15 protein-coding genes and 1 pseudogene are annotated in these 15872 nt (G+C 68.9%); 8 read left to right on the forward strand and 8 right to left on the reverse strand.

Annotated features, from left to right (window positions below; all coding sequences use genetic code 11):
* Positions 1–109: 109 nt before the first annotated feature.
* The 3 genes from KBO27_RS09835 to KBO27_RS09845 all read right to left on the reverse strand — a co-directional run bounded on the left by KBO27_RS09835 (position 110) and on the right by KBO27_RS09845 (position 2713).
* The gene (locus KBO27_RS09835) at positions 110–502 is read right to left on the reverse strand and encodes a Zn-ribbon domain-containing OB-fold protein (protein WP_210969639.1); all 393 of its coding nucleotides are present in this window, start codon (positions 500–502) and stop codon (positions 110–112) included.
* 10 nt (positions 503–512) lie between these two features.
* Complete coding sequence (locus KBO27_RS09840; RefSeq protein ID WP_210969640.1) at positions 513–1691, reverse strand: thiolase family protein; 1179 nt, start codon at positions 1689–1691, stop codon at positions 513–515.
* Between the two features lie 71 nt (positions 1692–1762).
* On the reverse strand, positions 1763–2713 hold the full coding sequence (locus tag KBO27_RS09845; protein ID WP_210969641.1) for a phosphotriesterase family protein: 951 nt from the start codon (positions 2711–2713) through the stop codon (positions 1763–1765).
* A gap of 91 nt (positions 2714–2804) precedes the next feature.
* Here KBO27_RS09845 and KBO27_RS09850 point away from each other — a divergent pair, with 91 nt between their 5' ends.
* Positions 2805–3089 (forward strand): hypothetical protein, encoded by a 285-nt coding sequence (locus tag KBO27_RS09850; protein WP_210969642.1) that lies wholly within the window; start codon positions 2805–2807, stop codon positions 3087–3089.
* On the opposite strand, the gene KBO27_RS33555 is transcribed toward KBO27_RS09850, so the two are convergent.
* The 3 genes and pseudogenes from KBO27_RS33555 to KBO27_RS09860 all read right to left on the reverse strand — a co-directional run bounded on the left by KBO27_RS33555 (position 3079) and on the right by KBO27_RS09860 (position 4411).
* Positions 3079–3261, reverse strand: a complete 183-nt coding sequence (locus KBO27_RS33555; protein ID WP_246536869.1) for a hypothetical protein — start codon at positions 3259–3261, stop codon at positions 3079–3081. The genes KBO27_RS09850 and KBO27_RS33555 overlap by 11 nt on opposite strands.
* A 94-nt stretch (positions 3262–3355) precedes the next feature.
* A pseudogene (locus tag KBO27_RS33560) lies at positions 3356–3622 on the reverse strand (glutamate synthase-related protein); the annotation flags it as partial.
* A gap of 597 nt (positions 3623–4219) precedes the next feature.
* On the reverse strand, positions 4220–4411 hold the full coding sequence (locus KBO27_RS09860; protein ID WP_210969643.1) for a hypothetical protein: 192 nt from the start codon (positions 4409–4411) through the stop codon (positions 4220–4222).
* Positions 4412–4634: 223 nt separating this feature from the next.
* Between KBO27_RS09860 and KBO27_RS33565 the strand changes: the two genes are divergently transcribed.
* From KBO27_RS33565 to KBO27_RS09875, 4 genes are all read left to right on the forward strand, one after another.
* Positions 4635–5888 carry an ABC transporter substrate-binding protein gene (locus tag KBO27_RS33565; protein ID WP_307870318.1) on the forward strand — a complete coding sequence of 418 codons (1254 nt, stop codon included), beginning with the start codon at positions 4635–4637 and terminating at the stop codon, positions 5886–5888.
* A 71-nt stretch (positions 5889–5959) separates the two neighbouring features.
* Positions 5960–6865 (forward strand): carbohydrate ABC transporter permease, encoded by a 906-nt coding sequence (locus KBO27_RS09865; RefSeq protein ID WP_246536629.1) that lies wholly within the window; start codon positions 5960–5962, stop codon positions 6863–6865.
* Positions 6862–7746 (forward strand): carbohydrate ABC transporter permease, encoded by an 885-nt coding sequence (locus tag KBO27_RS09870; protein ID WP_307870319.1) that lies wholly within the window; start codon positions 6862–6864, stop codon positions 7744–7746. The genes KBO27_RS09865 and KBO27_RS09870 overlap by 4 nt, the downstream gene beginning before the upstream one ends.
* Positions 7747–7875: 129 nt before the next feature.
* Positions 7876–10941, forward strand: a complete 3066-nt coding sequence (locus KBO27_RS09875; protein WP_210969645.1) for a glycoside hydrolase family 2 TIM barrel-domain containing protein — start codon at positions 7876–7878, stop codon at positions 10939–10941.
* Positions 10942–11120: 179 nt separating this feature from the next.
* Here KBO27_RS09875 and KBO27_RS09880 read toward each other — a convergent pair whose 3' ends face one another.
* Positions 11121–12509, reverse strand: coding sequence for a dihydrolipoyl dehydrogenase family protein (locus tag KBO27_RS09880; RefSeq protein WP_210969646.1), 1389 nt, complete (start codon positions 12507–12509; stop codon positions 11121–11123).
* A 346-nt stretch (positions 12510–12855) separates the two neighbouring features.
* On the opposite strand from KBO27_RS09880, the gene KBO27_RS09885 reads away from it, so the two are divergent.
* The 3 genes from KBO27_RS09885 to KBO27_RS09895 all read left to right on the forward strand — a co-directional run bounded on the left by KBO27_RS09885 (position 12856) and on the right by KBO27_RS09895 (position 15215).
* Positions 12856–13605, forward strand: coding sequence for a gamma-glutamylcyclotransferase family protein (locus KBO27_RS09885; protein WP_307870320.1), 750 nt, complete (start codon positions 12856–12858; stop codon positions 13603–13605).
* Positions 13606–13628: 23 nt separating this feature from the next.
* Positions 13629–14588 (forward strand): adenosine deaminase, encoded by a 960-nt coding sequence (locus KBO27_RS09890; protein WP_246536630.1) that lies wholly within the window; start codon positions 13629–13631, stop codon positions 14586–14588.
* Between the two features lie 81 nt (positions 14589–14669).
* Positions 14670–15215, forward strand: a complete 546-nt coding sequence (locus tag KBO27_RS09895) for a type 1 glutamine amidotransferase domain-containing protein (protein ID WP_210969647.1) — start codon at positions 14670–14672, stop codon at positions 15213–15215.
* A gap of 1 nt (position 15216) precedes the next feature.
* On the opposite strand, the gene KBO27_RS09900 is transcribed toward KBO27_RS09895, so the two are convergent.
* The gene (locus KBO27_RS09900; RefSeq protein WP_307870321.1) at positions 15217–15840 is read right to left on the reverse strand and encodes a class I SAM-dependent methyltransferase; all 624 of its coding nucleotides are present in this window, start codon (positions 15838–15840) and stop codon (positions 15217–15219) included.
* Positions 15841–15872: the final 32 nt, after the last annotated feature.

The raw sequence follows: 15872 nt of genomic DNA on the forward strand, positions 1-15872 counted from the left end.
ACGGTAGTCGCCCGCGCGCGACGACCCGAGATCGGGCCGGGAGCATCCATTGTGGACGTCGGTGCGTCGCGGCGGACTCGCCGTCGTGCGTTCACCTGCGACCGCGATCTCACGCCGGGCGGAAGTACGGGATGACCTCGTGGTCCGGTTCCGGGCCCGAGGGCTCGAAGGCGACCCGGACCCGCAGGTCGCTGAGGTCGGCGTCGGGGTCGACCTCGGCCAGCCGGGTCCACCACCAGGGCCCTTCGTCGAGTTCGACGATGCCGACGACGAGCCGGAACGCGCCGCCGTCGGGAAGCTTGTGGTGCACCGCGCTCCAGGACACCACCCGGCCGGTTCCGCTCGCGGCGACCTGCTCGACGTCGTCGTCCGGAGCGATCGGGGTGTGCGGGCTCAGGTACTCGCCGGTGTCGCGGCGGCGGGGAAGGCGGAGTTCGCCGAGGCGGGTGCCGTCGAAGAACTCCGCGCTGGCGTGGTCTCGGGCGACCGGGATGAGGGCCATGGAACCTCTTTCAGGCGGACAGCACCAGGGTGCTGTGGTGGGAGAAGATGCCGCCGTTGCCCGACACCAGCACCAGCTCGTGATCGGGGACCTGGCGGGTGCCCGCCTGACCGCGGGCCTGGATGATCGCCTCCGACAGCGGCGTCATGCCCCACATGTAGTAGGAGGACAGCTGCCCGCCGCCGGTGTTGACCGGCAGCGACCCGCCGGGACCGAGCACGCCGGGGGTGGAGACGAACTCGCCGCCCTCGCCCTTGGCGCAGAATCCGTAGTCCTCCAGGGTCAGCAGCACCGTGAAGGTGTAGCAGTCGTAGAGCTGGGCGATGTCGATGTCGGCCAGCGACACCCCGGCCATCTGCAGCGCCTGCGGACCGGCTTGGGCCGCCCCGCTGACCAGCCCCAGGTCGTCGTCGCGGCGCAGCGAGCCGCCGGGGTGGGCCTGGGCCCAGCCCAGCACCGACACCGGCGGCTGGGCCAGCGAGGCGGCGCGGTCGCCGCGGGTGACGACGACGGCGATGCCGCCGTTGGACACCAGGCAGCAGTCCAGCAGGTGGAACGGCTCGGCGACCATCCGGGACTCCTGGTGGTCGGCGATGTCCATCGGATCGCGGAACCGGGCCAGCGGGTTCATCGCCGCCCACTTTCGCTGCGCCACGGCGATCTCGCCGAGCTGCTTGCTGGTGGTGCCGTAGGCCTGCATGTGCCGTCGAGCGGCCAGCGCGTAGAACGAGTTGGGGCCGGTGAAGCCGCTGCTGGCGACCATCCCGCCCCAGCCCTTCGGCGAGTACCGGTCGGCCGCGTACGCCGCGCCGGTCGAGGTCCCCTCGCGCAGCGGGGCGTCGGCGAACACGCAGACCACGGCGTCGGCCATGCCCGCCTCGACGGCCATCGCCGCGTGCTGGACCATCGCTCCGGCGGTGGAGCCGAACGACTGCATCTGGCTGAGCAGCCGCAGGCCCTCCAGCCCCAGGTCGCCCTGCAGGCTCAGGTCGACACCGCCCGCCAGACCCGCCGAGACCAGCAGGCCGTCGACGTCGCCGAGCCGCAGCCCCGCATCGGCCACGGCCCGGCGAACCGCCTCGGCGGCGAACTGCTGCGCGGTGCGGCCGTAGACCTTGCCCATCTCGGTCATGCCGAGACCGGCGATCGCGGCCCTCCGCTGCGCAGGCAGGTCACTGCGACTGCTCATCTGCCCCCCTTGCGGAACTAGTTCGATCCGAAACTAAGTCAGGGCATGCAGTTTTGTAAACGCCTGCGGGCTCAGCTGAAGTAGCGGCGCGGGTTGTCCACCAGCATCGTCGTCAGCTGCTCCTCGGTGACGCCCGCTTCGCGCAGCGCCGGGAGCACCACGTCGTGGATGTGCGTGTAGTTCCAGTTCGGCATGGCCTGCTCGGCCACCCCCGACGGGAACCAGTCGATGTGGCAGGACGCGTCGTGGGCCAGCACCATCCGGTCCGCCAGTCCGCCGCCCGCGAGCGCGGCGATGGTGGCCACCCGCTCGTCGGTGGGCAGCAGGACGTCCATCCCGAAGCGGTCCATGCCGATGTAGGAACCGTTGTCGATGAGCTCCCGCAGGTAGTCGGTGTCGGTGGTGTCGCCGCTGTGCCCGATCACGACCCGGCCGAGGTCGACTCCGCTGCGCCGCAACACCTCCTGGGCGACGAGACCGGTGCGGTGGCCCGGGCTGGTGTGCACGGTGATCGGGACACCGGTCTGCAGGTGCGCCTCGGCGACGGCGTGGAGCACGCGCTCCACGCCCGGGGTGAGCTCCACCTCGATGGCGCACTTGAGGAACGCGGCCTTGATACCGGTGCCCGCGATCCCCTCGGTGATGTCCTTGACGAACATCCGCACCATCATCTCGTCGCCGCCGAGCGGGGTTCCGGGCCCGTGCAGGCGGAAGAAGAACGGCACCGAGTCGTAGGTGTAGAGGCCGGTGGCGGTGATGATGTTGAGGTCGACCTCGGCGTTGATGCGCGCGACGCGCTCGACGTCGCGCCCGAGCCCGATCACCGTCGGGTCGACGATGGTGTCGACACCGCGCGAGGCCAGCTCGCGCAGGCGCTCGATCGCGTCGGCGACCCGCGCCTCCTCGTCCCAGAACTCGGGGTAGTTGCGGCGGATCTCCTCGTTGAGCACGAAGACGTGCTCGTGCATGAGCACCGTGCCCAGCTGATCGACCGGAACCTGTCCGCGCACTGTCTCGACCATCTTCGTCCTCCTCGACGAACGGCGGCGTGCCCGGCACCCTAGACGCCCGATCAGGTTGCCCGGACCCGTCCGCGGTGGGCATGTTGGAGCGATGACCGTGCTCAACACCCTGGGCGCCGCGACCTTCCGCGACGAGGAATTCCCCGCCGATCCCTACCCCGGTGCGCGTCCCGCCCACTCCTACCTGCACCTCGATGGAACCGGGTGGCGCCTGACCCCCGACGCCTCGCTGCCCTCGGGCAGGCGGGTGGGCACGGGATGCCTGGACGACTTCCTGACCGGAGCAGGAGGACGAGCTCCTTCTCGACGACGAAGTTCTCCTGCCGCCGATTACGTTTCGGCTCCTCAGCCGATCACCGGAGCGGTCAGCCGGTGAACGAATCCGCGTCGGCCTTGGCCCAATCCTCCTGCCAGCTCGGCGGCGCGTGTTCGAGCAGTTCACCCGGAGCCAGCCACTCGTAGAGCTCCGAGTCGGGGCGCGCGGTGTTGTCGTCCACCCGGCGACGCAGCATGTCGGTGCGCAGGTCCGCCGGGCCCCGCGCGCCCATGGACGCCACCAGCTCGAGCGCCGAGGTGACCGTGGACTTTGTGGAACCGGTAGACCCGTGCGGTCTTGTCCGCGACGTCGATGGCTCTCGCCTGACCCGGATCCTGGGTGGCGACACCCACGGGACACGCGTTGGTGTGACATGCCTGGGCTTGAATGCAGCCCACGGCGAACATCATCGCGCGTGCCGAGTTGGTGCAGTCGGCGCCCTGGATCAGGCGCTTGACGATGTCGGCACCGGTCGCCACCTTCCCGCTGGCGCCGATCTTCACCCGGCCCCGCACACCCACGCCGGTCCGCGCGGCCGCGGCAGCCCTCGCTTCGCTCCGCAGGACACCAAGTCGGAGCTGCCCGCTCCACATTCGCCCCGAAGGAGCACGTGGGCCTCTCCTGCCTGAGCGACGCGAGAACCGTACCCCCACAGCCGCGCCCTCGACCCGCCCGAGCGGCGTTCGGCTATCGCGGGCGTGGCCGCCGGTTCAACCCGGGCGGATCTGTGACCAGGGCACCTTGCCCTTCGTGAACCGAAGGAGAAGCGTTCCCTTTTGGTTGTTTCTGTTGGCTCATGTTGAAGCATTTTGACATCCCGTCAGCAAAAACCAAAGGCCATCCATGTGACTCATGCCACTTCACGCAGGCCGCGAGACATGACTCCACCTCGCAAAAAACCGTCAAACAGCCCTATATCAGGCTGCACAAACACACCGAAAGCACCGGGCCCGGTAGAGGAAACATGGTAGAGACGCCCTCCATTTGAGGCTCTTGACACTCATCAACGGCCAGTTCACATTGGCGTTTAGGTCTGAACGTGTTTGGTTTTGATTGGTTTGGGAGGCCAACGTGAGCACTCAGGCGCCCCGCGGTGAACAGCGGCATGCGATCTCCGCCACCCGGATTGCGGTGAGGCGCTGAACGGAGTGCGCGGCGAAGTTCCAGTTGTCGTAGGACATCTCGCCGACTCAGCTGAAACCGCATCCCACCTCGCAGTCGCACGGTTCGACGAGCTGGGCGTGGACTCCCCCTGCTGCGCGACCCCGCGCGGTCATGCCCGGACCGGCGGGCAGAACGGTCGAGGAGCCCGCGTCGATCCGCGAGGAGAGCCGGTCGAGGGCCGGCAAGTCCGACCGGGTGTTCATCCCGACCGAAACCACCCATACCCACCACTCCCGTCCGGCCCATCGTCACCTGAACAGCGCGACGCCGGTGCGGGCCGGAGCGGCGCCCGCTCCTTTTCGAACACCGAACACCGCACACCACATCAACGTTGATGGGAACAGCTGGATGCAATCACTCACGAGAAGACGGCTTCTGATGCTGGGAGCGGGCGCGCTCTCCGCCGCTGTGGCCGGGTGCGCGAGTCCTGGGGGCGTCCCGGTGAACAGAGCGCCGGTCATTGCCGCTGCCGCACCGGGCGAAACGGTCACACTGACCTACTGGTCGTGGGTCAAAGACCTGCAAAAGGTCCTCGACATCTGGAACGCCAAAAACCCGCACATCCAGGTGAACGCCACCTGGATCCCCAGCGGGAAGGAAGGCGGCTACCAGAAGCTCCACTCCGCGCTCGCGGCCGGCGGCGGGCCCGACATCGCGCAGGTCGAAATGCAGTCGGTACCGGAGTTCCTGCTGCAGAACGGACTCGTCGACCTCTCCAGGTACGGCGCCGACAGCATCGCGCACCACTACGACGAGGCGTTGTGGAAGCAGGTCTCCTTCAACGGTGGTGTCTACGGCATTCCCCAGGACTCGGGCCCCATGGGCTTCTTCTACCAGCCAGCTGTTCTCGATCGAGTCGGCGGACTTCCACCGAGAACGTGGGACGAATGGGCTGCTCTTGCCGCTGAGGTTCGCAGGCTCGGCCCGCAGCACTACCTCGACACGTTCCCGATCAGCGACGGGTCGTTCTTCGCCAGCTACGCCGCGCAGGCGGGAGCCGTGTGGTTCAGGACCGCAGGAGACGAGTGGGTCGTCGACCTGACCGACGACAGGACCCTGCTGGTCGCCCGCTTCTTCGACAAGGCCATCGACGACGACATCGTCAACGTTGCCAGCGAGGCGTTCTCCCCAGCTTGGTACGCGGCCGCCGCCCAAGGGCAGATCGCGGGTGTCACGAGCGGCTCCTGGGGTGATGCGATGGTGCAGGAGGTCTCCGACGGAGCCGGGAAGTGGCGCGTAGCCCCGATGCCGACCTGGAACGGCACGGGTTTCGGCTCCACCCACCACGGCGGGTCCACCGCCGCAGTGCTCGCCCACTGCGCGCACCCGGCCGAGGCGCTGACCTTCATCCAATGGCTGACCAGCGCCCCCGAGGGCATCGACGCGGAGATCGAGCACCTGGGAATCGGGTGGTCGCCGTCGCGCCACTACATCGGTGAACAGCGCCAGAAGCCCAGCGAGTGGTTCAGCGGGCAGAACTACAACCAGGAGGTCTTCGCACCCGCGGTCGCGCAGACCAACCCGGACTGGACATGGTCACCCCTGACCAAACTCACCAACGACGCGTTGGCCAACGGTTTCCGGAAGAAGCAGACCAGCGGGCAGTCGATCGTCGACTCGGTCGCGCAGACGCAGGCAGAAGTCGTTCGGACGTTCAAGGACAAGGGGTTGCGCGTCAGGGAGGCCGGGAAGTGAGCACGACGACGAGCACGACGCCTGCGAACATCGACGGGAGCGCGTCGACCCGAGACAGGAGCCGTGGCCGATTGCGGCCGAGGAGCTCGCACACCGGAGCCGCGTGGACCTTGCTGGCGCCGTTCCTGGCGGTGTTCGTGTTCACCTTCGTCCTTCCCATCGGAGCGGCTATCGGGCAGAGCTTCACCACCACGACGCGGGAAGGGCTGTTCGGGGAAGACGGCGTCCGGTCGACGTTCGCCGGCTGGGACAACTACGCGCAGGCGCTGACCAACGACGGGTTCGTCGCGAGCTTCGCGCGCGTGTTGCTGTTCGGCATCGTCCAGGTGCCCACCATGATCTTCCTCTGCACGGTTCTCGCACTCCTCCTCGAGTCGGCGAGCGCGCAGTGGCCTCAGTTCTTCCGCGCGGCCTACTTCCTGCCCTACGGGGTTCCCGGCGTGATCGCGACGATCTTGTGGAGCTTCCTCTACGTCCCCGGACTCAGTCCGCTGATCGATGCGGCGGGGCTGCTCGGAATACCGCTGGACTTCCTGAGCTCCGGTTCTGTGCTCTGGTCCATCGCGAACATCGTCACCTGGACCTACACCGGCTACAACATGCTCATCGTCATCGCACAGCTCAAGGCCGTTCCTGGAGAGATCTACGAGGCAGCGCGGGTCGACGGGGCGGGGGCCCTGAGGGTCGCCTGGTCGGTCCAACTACCTCTGATCCGCCCGGCGGTGAACCTGGCGACGGTCTTCTCGATCATCGGAACGCTGCAGCTCTTCGCCGAACCTCTGGTCCTCACCGCGTCCTCCCCGGCGATCGACACCGAGTACACACCGAACCTCTCCGCCTACACCAACGCCTTCGCCTACAACGAGTACGGGCTCGCCTCTGCGCAAGCCGTGCTCATCGCACTGGTGGCCTTCGCGCTGTCATCAGCGTTCATGCTGGTCACCCGTCGCCGGTCCGAGAGGAAGGCCCGCAAGTGACGACCACCGAGACCCGTTCGCCATCCGAGGGCCGGGGACGGCGCAAGCCGAGGAGCACGATCATCGTCACCTCGATCCTCGTGATCGTCGCGCTCTACTTCCTCGTACCGATCTACTACATCGTCATCGCCGCGACCAAGACCACATCAGACCTGTTCGCCACCAACGGTTTCGCTCTGGCGCCCACCTTCGCGCTCTGGGACAACCTGGCACTGGTGTTCACCTACAACGGCGGCATCTTCGTGCGGTGGTTGCTCAACTCGGTTCTCTACGCCGGCGTGGGCGCCGCACTCGCGACGTACTTCGCGGCAGTCGGGGGGTACGCGCTGGCCAAGTACGAATTCCGCGGCAAGAACCTCGTCTTCGGAACCGTTCTGGGCGGCGTGCTCGTTCCGGGAACAGCTCTAGCGCTGCCGATGTTCCTGCTGTTCAGCTCTCTCGGGCTGGCCAACACCTACCTGAGCGTCCTGATCCCCTCCCTGGTGTCACCCTTCGGGCTGCTGCTGTGCCGGATCTACGCCGAAGCGTCTGTGGACACCTCGATCGTCGAAGCCGGCCGCATCGACGGCGCTGGAGAGCTGCGCATCTTCCACAAGCTGGGTCTGCGCACCATGACTCCCGCACTGGTGACGGTCTTCCTGTTCCAGCTGGTCTTCATCTGGAACAACTTCTTCTTGCCCCTCGTCATGCTCGCCGACGAATCGCTGTACCCGGTCACTCTCGGGCTGCACAACTGGAGCAGCCAGGTCGACCGCCTGCCGGAGTTCTACCAGCTCACCACCGGAGGGGCGCTCGTCTCGATCATCCCGCTGATCTGCGCGATGGTCGTCCTGCAGAAGTACTGGCGAGGAGGTCTCTCCGAGGGGGCGGTCAAGGGCTGACCGCGAGCCCGGCCGACTGGCGCGACCACCCACCACCACGTCTCCCCTCTAGCGACGTCGGCGAGCGCCCGGCAGCCCTGCTGCAGCACTCGGGCGGTGTGGCTTTCACGAAAGGACTGCACGGCCATCATGACCTTCTACGAAGACTTCGAACCCGGGGCAGGAGCACGCGTTCCCGCCCGCTCTTCGCTGCGCTCCGACGCCCCGGCCGTGAGCCTCAACGGCAACTGGCGCTTCCGGTACTCGGACACGACGCTGGGCCTCGACGAGGCGATCGTCGATCCGGACTTCGACGACGCGTCGTGGGATTCGATCCCGGTCCCGGCGCATTGGGTCCTGCACGGTGACGGTGCCTACGGAAGGCCCATCTACACCAACGTGCAATACCCCTTCCCGATCGATGCCCCCAGGGTTCCCGACGAGAATCCCACCGGGGACTACCGCCGCAGCTTCGACCTTCCCGCGGGCTGGGACGCGGAGAGAACTCTCCTCCGATTCGATGGTGTGGAGTCGGTCTACCGCGTCTGGCTCAACGGTTCCGAGGTGGGCGCGGGCAAAGGCTCTCGCCTCGTCCAGGAGTTCGACGTGACGGACCTGGTGCGCCCTGCGGGGAACGTGCTCGTGGTCCGCGTGCACCAGTGGTCGATCGGGAGCTACCTGGAAGACCAGGACCAGTGGTGGCTGCCCGGCATCTTCCGGGACGTGACCGTACTCGGTCGACCAGCCGGCGGCATCGACGACGTGTGGCTCAACGCCGACTACGACCACACCACCGGTTCAGGTCGGCTGGCGGTGGAAGTGGTCGCCGATCCGACCTCCTTCCCGGTCACGCTGTGCGTGCCCGAACTCGGCCTCGAAGTGGTCTGGGAGAGCCCGGGAAGCGTCGCCGCGATCCCGATCGAGGCCGTCGACCCGTGGAGCGCGGAATCCCCCCGTCTGTACGACGCCACGGTCTCCTCGCGAAGCGAGACGATCTCGCAACGCATCGGGTTCCGCACGGTCCGCGTGGTCGGTGACGCTTTCACCGTGAACGGACGCCGCGTCGTGTTCCGCGGGGTGAACCGGCACGAGACCCATCCCGAACGTGGCCGGGTGTTCGACGAACGACATGCGCGCGCCGACCTGGAGTTGATGAAGCAGCACAACGTCAACGCCATCAGGACCAGCCACTACCCTCCGCACCCCCGGCTGCTGGACCTCGCCGACGAGTACGGGTTCTGGGTGATCGACGAGTGCGATCTCGAAACGCACGGCTACGTCTCCCTCGGCTGGGCCGGCAATCCCAGTGACGACGCGCGGTTCGAGGCCCAGTACCTCGACCGGATCGAGCGCACGGTGGAACGGGACAAGAACCACCCCTCGATCGTGATGTGGTCCTTGGGCAACGAATCCGGAACCGGCCGCAATCTCGCCGCCATGTCGCGGTGGGTACACCAACGCGATCCGCGTCGACCGGTGCACTACGAAGGGGACTACACGGGCCAGTACACCGACGTGTACTCGCGGATGTACCCGAACTTGCAGGAGACCGAATCGATCGCCGCCGACGCGGTTCCCGGGCAACTCCTCGGCTGCAACCCGGCAGAGGCCGCGAGGCAGCGCTCGAAACCGTTCCTGCTGTGCGAGTACGGCCACGCGATGGGAAACGGGCCTGGTGCGCTCGCGGAGTACGACGCGCTGTTCGACGCCTATCCAAGACTCCACGGCGGATTCATCTGGGAGTGGCGAGACCACGGCCTCCTGACCCGCACGCCAGAAGACCACACGCCGTTCTACGGTTACGGCGGTGATTTCGGCGAAGCCGTCCACGACGGGAACTTCGTGATGGACGGCCTCGTGCTCTCCGACGGCACCCCCACTCCGGGCCTTGCCGAATTCAAAGCCGTGAGCGCGCCGGTGCTGTTCACCTTCGACGGCCGGACAGTAGCGGTGCGAAACCGGTACCACGCGATATCCACCCAGCACTTGGTGTTCGAGTGGTCGCTCGAGAAGGCCGGGCACCGGGTCGTGGCCGGTCGGCTCTCGATCCCACCGGTGCCCGCAGGAAGCAGCGCCACCATTGCCCTTCCGGACGAGGCGTTCCCAGCCTCGAGCGCTGATCCTGCGACCGAGTGCTGGCTCACCGTCCGCGCCGTGCTCGCCGACCACACTCCTTGGGCACCGGCCGGATATGTCGTCGCTGCTGCGCAGAGCGACGTGACGCCGGCCTCCGGATTTCCGCCGAGCAGCCCGGACCAATCCGGTCGTGGTGCTGCCCTCGGCCCGGCGTCCGCTGTTCCCGCCGGAGACCACGACAATGGGCCGGTCCCGGAAGAACCTCAGCGCACGGTGACCCACGGAATCGCGGAATTCGACCGGCTCACCGGCCAACTCGTGCGCCTGGGCGACCTGCTCGTCGGGGGGCCCTGGCTGGAGCTGTGGCGCGCCCCCACCGACAACGACCGCGGAAGCGGGTTTCCGTCCTACGTTCGCGCCGATCCCCGACTCACCTTTGGCCACGGCGAGCCAGGGCCGAGTTCTGCCGAACGGTGGCTCCAGGAGGGCCTCGATCGCCTCGTTCACCGGATCGACCAGGTCGAGGTCAGCACCGGCAGCCTGCGCACGCGGGTGCGCGTGAGCGCCGCGAACAGCGGGGAGAGCGTCGAGCTGACCTCCCGGTGGACGCCGACCGACACCGGAATCCGGCTCAGGGTCGACGTCGTGCCGAGCCCCGGGTGGAGGACCACGTGGCCTCGCACGGGCATCCGCTTCGCCCTGCCGGCCGAGGTCTCCCACGCCTCCTGGTTCGGCACCGGCCCAGCGGAGTCGTACCCGGACAGCTGCGCGGCGGCCCTCGTCGGTCGATTCCACGCTGCCGTCGACGACCTCGCGGTGCGGTACGCGCGCCCGCAGGAGACCGGGCACCGCAGCGGTCTCCGCGAACTCGTCCTCACCGACCTCCACGACCGCGGCCTCACGCTCCGAACGCACCCCGACGTCAGCGGCTCCCGGCCCGGCTTCACGCTCAGCCGCTGGACCCCGCAGCAGATGGCCGCCGCCGCCCACCACCACGAGCTGCCACCATCAGATCGCCTGCACCTGTTCATCGACGCCGCCCAGCACGGCCTCGGTTCACGAGCCTGCGGCCTCGACGTCCTCCCGCACCACGCGAACTGGCCGGCGGCACGAACCCTGGAGCTCCACTTCGGGGTGTGAACCGCCGCTTCACGACGGCCCCAGACCAGCCCTGCGGCGCGCGGATGCCGGCGGGGCCGGGGCTCGACCGTGAGACCGCCGTTCTCGACCCGAAATCAGGGCCGCTGCGGTGCGGTCGAGGGCTCGACCGCTGACAGGCTCTCGACGTTCCGGTGAACCGTCGGCTTCCGCGCGCCGCACTAGTCGAGGCTGTCGAAGAGCAGGTTGAGCCCTTCGCCCATGGTGGGGTGGGTGAGGACCGCATCTCGGACCTGCTGGTACGGGAGTCCTCCGAGCATGGCCATCTGGACCGCGGAGATGACCTCTCCGGCGTTGTTCCCCAGGAGAGCGGCGCCGAGGATCTGGTCCGTCGCGGCATCCACGACGGCCTTCCACACCCCCACCGAGTCGTGGGAGGTCTTGGCCCGCGGGATCGCCGTGACCGGGAGTCGGGCCACCCTGACGTCGTGGCCCTGGGCGCGCGCCTCGGTCTCGGTGAGACCGACGCGCGCGAGCTCGGGGGTGGTGAACACGGTGTGCGGCACGAGCCGGCCTGCGGTGACGGCATCCCGACCTGCGAGGTTCGCCCGCAGCACGCGGAAGTCGTTCCACGAGGCGTGCGTGAACTGCGGGCTGCCCGCGACGTCGCCGGCAGCCCAGACGTGGTCGGCCGTGGTGCGCAGGTGGTCGTCAACGGCGATGAACCCCCGGCGGGTGAGCTCGACCCCCGCCGCGCCCAGGCCGAGGTCGGCCGTCACAGGAGCGCGTCCGGTGGCAACGAGCAACTCCTGGGCGCGAACCTCGGCACCGTCCACGAGGGTGGCCACGACGTCGCCGTGGCCGGGTTCGCGGCGCACGGCGCTCACCCGAGCTCCGAGGCGGACGTCGACGCCCTGGTCGACGAGGACGTCGGCGACCAAGGCGGCGACATCGGGATCCTCTCCGGGCAGCAGCTGATCGCGGCCGTGCAGCAGCGTGACGCGGGTGCCGAAGACGGCGAGCATCGAGGCGAACTCGCACCCGACGTAACCGCCTCCGAGGATCAGCAGCCTGTCAGGGAGGCGCTCCAGGTGCAGGATCGTCTCGGAGTTCCACACCTTCGCCTCGCTGATGCCGGGCAGGTCGGGCATGACCGGGGTGGTGCCGGTGTTGACCACGACGTCCCTGCCGCGGACCAGACGGTTGCGACCGTCGTCGGTGCGGATCTCCGCGGTGCGCTCGCCCACGAAGCGCGCTGTCCCCAGGATGAAGTCCATGCCCGAGTCGGCGAACAACTTGACGTGGGCGTTGACCATCGCACCGACGACGCCGTCCTTGTGCGCGCGGAGCCGGGCCAGATCGATCGCGGGTTCACCGTCGATCTCGACGCCCCGCTCGGCGGCGTGGTGCGCGGCGAGGAGGTTCCGGGCCGAGCCGACGAGCGTCTTCGTGGGGATGCACGCGACATTGATGCAGGTGCCACCGATCTTGTCCCGCTCGACCATGACCACCTGCCAGCCGGCCTTCGCCCTGTCCATCGCCAGGGACTTGCCGGCTTTCCCGCCACCGACCACCAGCAGGTCAACGTCCTCGATGTCGTGCTCGCTCATCTGGTCTCTCCCCAGTCCCTTCGACTACCACGGACCTCGACCACACCGCGCCCGATCCCACGTGGCGCCCTCCTCGCTGAGGACGGCGAGGGCGGTGCTCTGCGGGTGTGGTGTCCGCGCCGCCTCCGACGGCGAGAAGGGTCCACGATCTCTCGCTCCCCGCGGCTCAGCGACTTCTAGCGCGGGAGCACTCGTACGAGACGGTCCGGGACACGGCGGGAGTTCGCGGCGGCGCTGTTCATCGACGAGCCCTCGGAGGAGATCGGCGCCGTTGGGGTTTCGTGCCCGGCACCCTAGACGCCCGATCAGGTTGCGCGGACCCGTCCGCGGTGGGCATGTTGGAGCGGTGACCGTGCTCAACACCTTGGGCGCCGCGACGTTCCGCGACGAGGAATTCCCCGCCGATCCCTACCCCGGTGCGCGTCCCGCCCACTCCTACCTGCACCTCGATGGAACCGGGTGGCGCCTGACCCCCGACGCCTCGCTGCCCTCGGGCAGGCGGGTGGGCACGGGATGCCTGGACGACTTCCTGACCGGAGCGGGCGCCGAGCCGCTGTCGGCCCGGTGGCCGGTGCTGGCCTACGGTTCCAACGCCTGCCCGAGCAAGATCACCTGGCTGCGGTCCGAGCTCGGCCTCCGCGGCCCGGTGGTGGTGCTGCGCGCGACCTGCACCGGTCTGTCCGCGGTGTGGGCCTCCGGGGTGCGCGCTCGCGACGGTCAGCGGCCGGCCGTGCTGGTCTCGGCTCCCGGCGTCGTCGAGCACCACGCGGTGTGGCTGGCCACCGCCGAGCAGCGGCGCGTCCTCGACGAGTGCGAGGGCCGCGGCGAGCGCTACCGGCTGGTGCGGTTGCACGGTCCCGAGCGCGTCGAGCTCGACACCGGTCCCGTCGCGAACGTGCTGGCCTACAGCGCGCTCGGCGCGATCCGCCGCCCGCTGCTGGTGGACGGGCGGTTCGTGCCCTGCAGCGCCCTCGGCCAGCACGAGGCGCGCGAGATCACCGGCACTCCGGCCGCCTCCGACGGGCTGACCTGCACCGAGATCGTCGGCGAACCCGCTCCCCCGGCCGCACCGCTCGGCGCCGACGAGCCCCGGTAGGTTTGTTCCGGGGAGGAATTCACATGTTGCCGACTGCGGAACTGCACATTCACATCGAGGGGACGCTCGAACCGGAGATGCTGGTCGAGCTGGCCCAGCGCAACGGGCTCGCGCTGCCGACCAGCGATCTCGACGAGCTCCGGGCGAAGTACGACTTCAGCGATCTGCAGTCGTTCCTGGACCTGTACTACGCGAACCTGCCGGTGCTGCGCACCGACCAGGACTTCTACGACCTGACCAGCGCCTACCTGGCGCGGGCTGACCGCGCCGGGGTGCGGCGGGCGGAGATCTTCTTCGACCCGCAGGTGCACCTGGGCAACGACGTGCCGATCGGCGCGGTGTTCGAGGGCATCACCGGAGCGCTGCGCGACTCCCCGGTGTCCACCGACCTCATCCTGTGCTTCCTGCGCGACCTGGGACCCGAGGCGGCGGCCGAGACGCTGCGGCTGGCGCTGCCCTACCGGGAGCGCTTCATCGGCGTGGGCCTGGACTCCGCCGAGGTCGGGCACCCGCCGGCACCGTTCGCCGAGGTCTACCAGCGCGCGGCGGCCGAAGGCCTGCACCGCGTCGCCCACGCGGGCGAGGAGGGCGGACCGGACTACGTGCGCGACGCCCTGGACGTCCTCGGCGTCGAGCGCATCGACCACGGCATCCGCGCGATGGAGGACCCGGAGCTGGTGGCGCGGCTGCGCGACGAGCAGATCCCGCTGACGGTCTGCCCGCTGTCCAATGTGGCCTTGCGGACCGTCGACAAGCTCTCCGACCACGTGCTTCCGGCGATGCTCGACGCCGGCCTGCTGGCCTGCGTCAACAGCGACGACCCGGCGTACTTCGGCGGCTACGTCGACGACAACTTCGCGGCCCTGCGCAGCGAGCTGGGCCTCACCGACGAGCAGCTGAAGACGCTGGCACGCAACTCGTTCGACGCCTGCTTCGCCACGGACGAGCAGAAGGCGGCGTGGAAGGCCGAGGTCGCCGACTGACGCCGTCCTCTGTGGAGGCGTTTGGGACACCTCCGCTCGCGGGTACCTCACCGAGCGGTACCCGTGAACGGAGGTTCAACCATGGCTGACGAACTCAGCGGCCGCAAGGTCGCCATCCTGGCCACCGACGGCGTGGAGCAGGTCGAGCTGGAAGGCCCGCGCGAGGCGATCCAACACGCGGGCGGGCAGGTCGAGGTGGTGTCCCCGCACGCCGGGGAGATCCAGGCGATGAACGGCGACATCGACAAGGGCGACCGCTTCCCGGTCGACCGCGAGGTCGCCCGGGTCTCGGTGACCGACTACGACGCGCTCGTGCTGCCGGGCGGCACGATCAACCCCGATCAGCTGCGCCGCGACGGGACCGCGGTGTCGTTCGTGCGCGACTTCGTCAACGCGGGCAAACCCGTGGGCGCCATCTGCCACGGCCCGTGGACGCTGGTCGAGGCCGATGTGGTGAAGGGACGGCAGCTGACGTCGTTCCCCAGCATCCGCACCGACATCCGCAACGCCGGAGGCGAGGTCACCGACCAGCAGGTCGTCGTCGACGGCAACCTGATCACCAGCCGCAATCCCGATGATCTGCCCGCCTTCCAGGACGCGGTGATCAAGGCGATCGCGTCGAGCTGACTCAGGCGCGCTTGGCCGCGACGAGGCGTTCGATGATCCCGAGCTTGAACCGCTCGGCCTCCTGCACCTCGAAGCCCGCGGCGCGCAGGTGCTGCGAGGGGCGGCGGCGGAAGTGCTCGCCGCCCGTCGGCACCGTCACGACCTCGGCGGCGCGCTGGATGAGCCGGACCGGCCACGCGGTGCTCACCACGTGATCGGCCAGCAGCAGACGCCCGCCGGGCCGCAGGACCCGGTGCATCTCGGCGATCGCCTGCTCGTGGTCGGGGATGGCGCACAGCGAGAACGTGCACACCACGGTGTCGAACGCGCCGTCGGGGAACTGCAACGTGCGCGCGTCACCCTCCCGCAGCTCGACGTCGAGGCCGAGCGCGTCGCGGCGCTGCCGAGCCAGCCGCAGCATCGCGGGGCTCCACTCGATGCCGGTCAGGGGCGTGCCCGCCGGGTAGAGCGGCAGGTTCAGACCTGTCCCGATGGCGACTTCCAGCACCTCACCGCGAACCCGGGAGCAGACCCACTGCCTGCTGTCGCCCGCCAGGTGGCGGTCGAAGCGGGCCATGACGCCGTCGTAAGAGGGCGCGGACTTGTCCCAGTGCCGCCGCAGCTTCTTCGCGCGATCGCCGTTCACGGTCGGTCACGCTACCGGACCGCGGGGTCGCG

This window comes from Saccharopolyspora endophytica, assembly GCF_018070075.1.
Lineage (GTDB): Bacteria > Actinomycetota > Actinomycetes > Mycobacteriales > Pseudonocardiaceae > Saccharopolyspora > Saccharopolyspora endophytica.

What these genes read in the sequence shown, in the direction of transcription:
- KBO27_RS09890 (WP_246536630.1), top strand. Translation starts at nt 13,629, where the DNA reads ATGTTGCCGACTGCGGAACTGCACATTCACATCGAGGGGACGCTCGAA.
- KBO27_RS09880 (WP_210969646.1), bottom strand. Translation starts at nt 12,509, where the DNA reads ATGAGCGAGCACGACATCGAGGACGTTGACCTGCTGGTGGTCGGTGGC.
- KBO27_RS09845 (WP_210969641.1), bottom strand. Translation starts at nt 2,713, where the DNA reads ATGGTCGAGACAGTGCGCGGACAGGTTCCGGTCGATCAGCTGGGCACG.
- KBO27_RS09840 (WP_210969640.1), bottom strand. Translation starts at nt 1,691, where the DNA reads ATGAGCAGTCGCAGTGACCTGCCTGCGCAGCGGAGGGCCGCGATCGCC.
- KBO27_RS09850 (WP_210969642.1), top strand. Translation starts at nt 2,805, where the DNA reads ATGACCGTGCTCAACACCCTGGGCGCCGCGACCTTCCGCGACGAGGAA.
- KBO27_RS09875 (WP_210969645.1), top strand. Translation starts at nt 7,876, where the DNA reads ATGACCTTCTACGAAGACTTCGAACCCGGGGCAGGAGCACGCGTTCCC.
- KBO27_RS09835 (WP_210969639.1), bottom strand. Translation starts at nt 502, where the DNA reads ATGGCCCTCATCCCGGTCGCCCGAGACCACGCCAGCGCGGAGTTCTTC.
- KBO27_RS09895 (WP_210969647.1), top strand. Translation starts at nt 14,670, where the DNA reads ATGGCTGACGAACTCAGCGGCCGCAAGGTCGCCATCCTGGCCACCGAC.
- KBO27_RS33555 (WP_246536869.1), bottom strand. Translation starts at nt 3,261, where the DNA reads ATGGGCGCGCGGGGCCCGGCGGACCTGCGCACCGACATGCTGCGTCGC.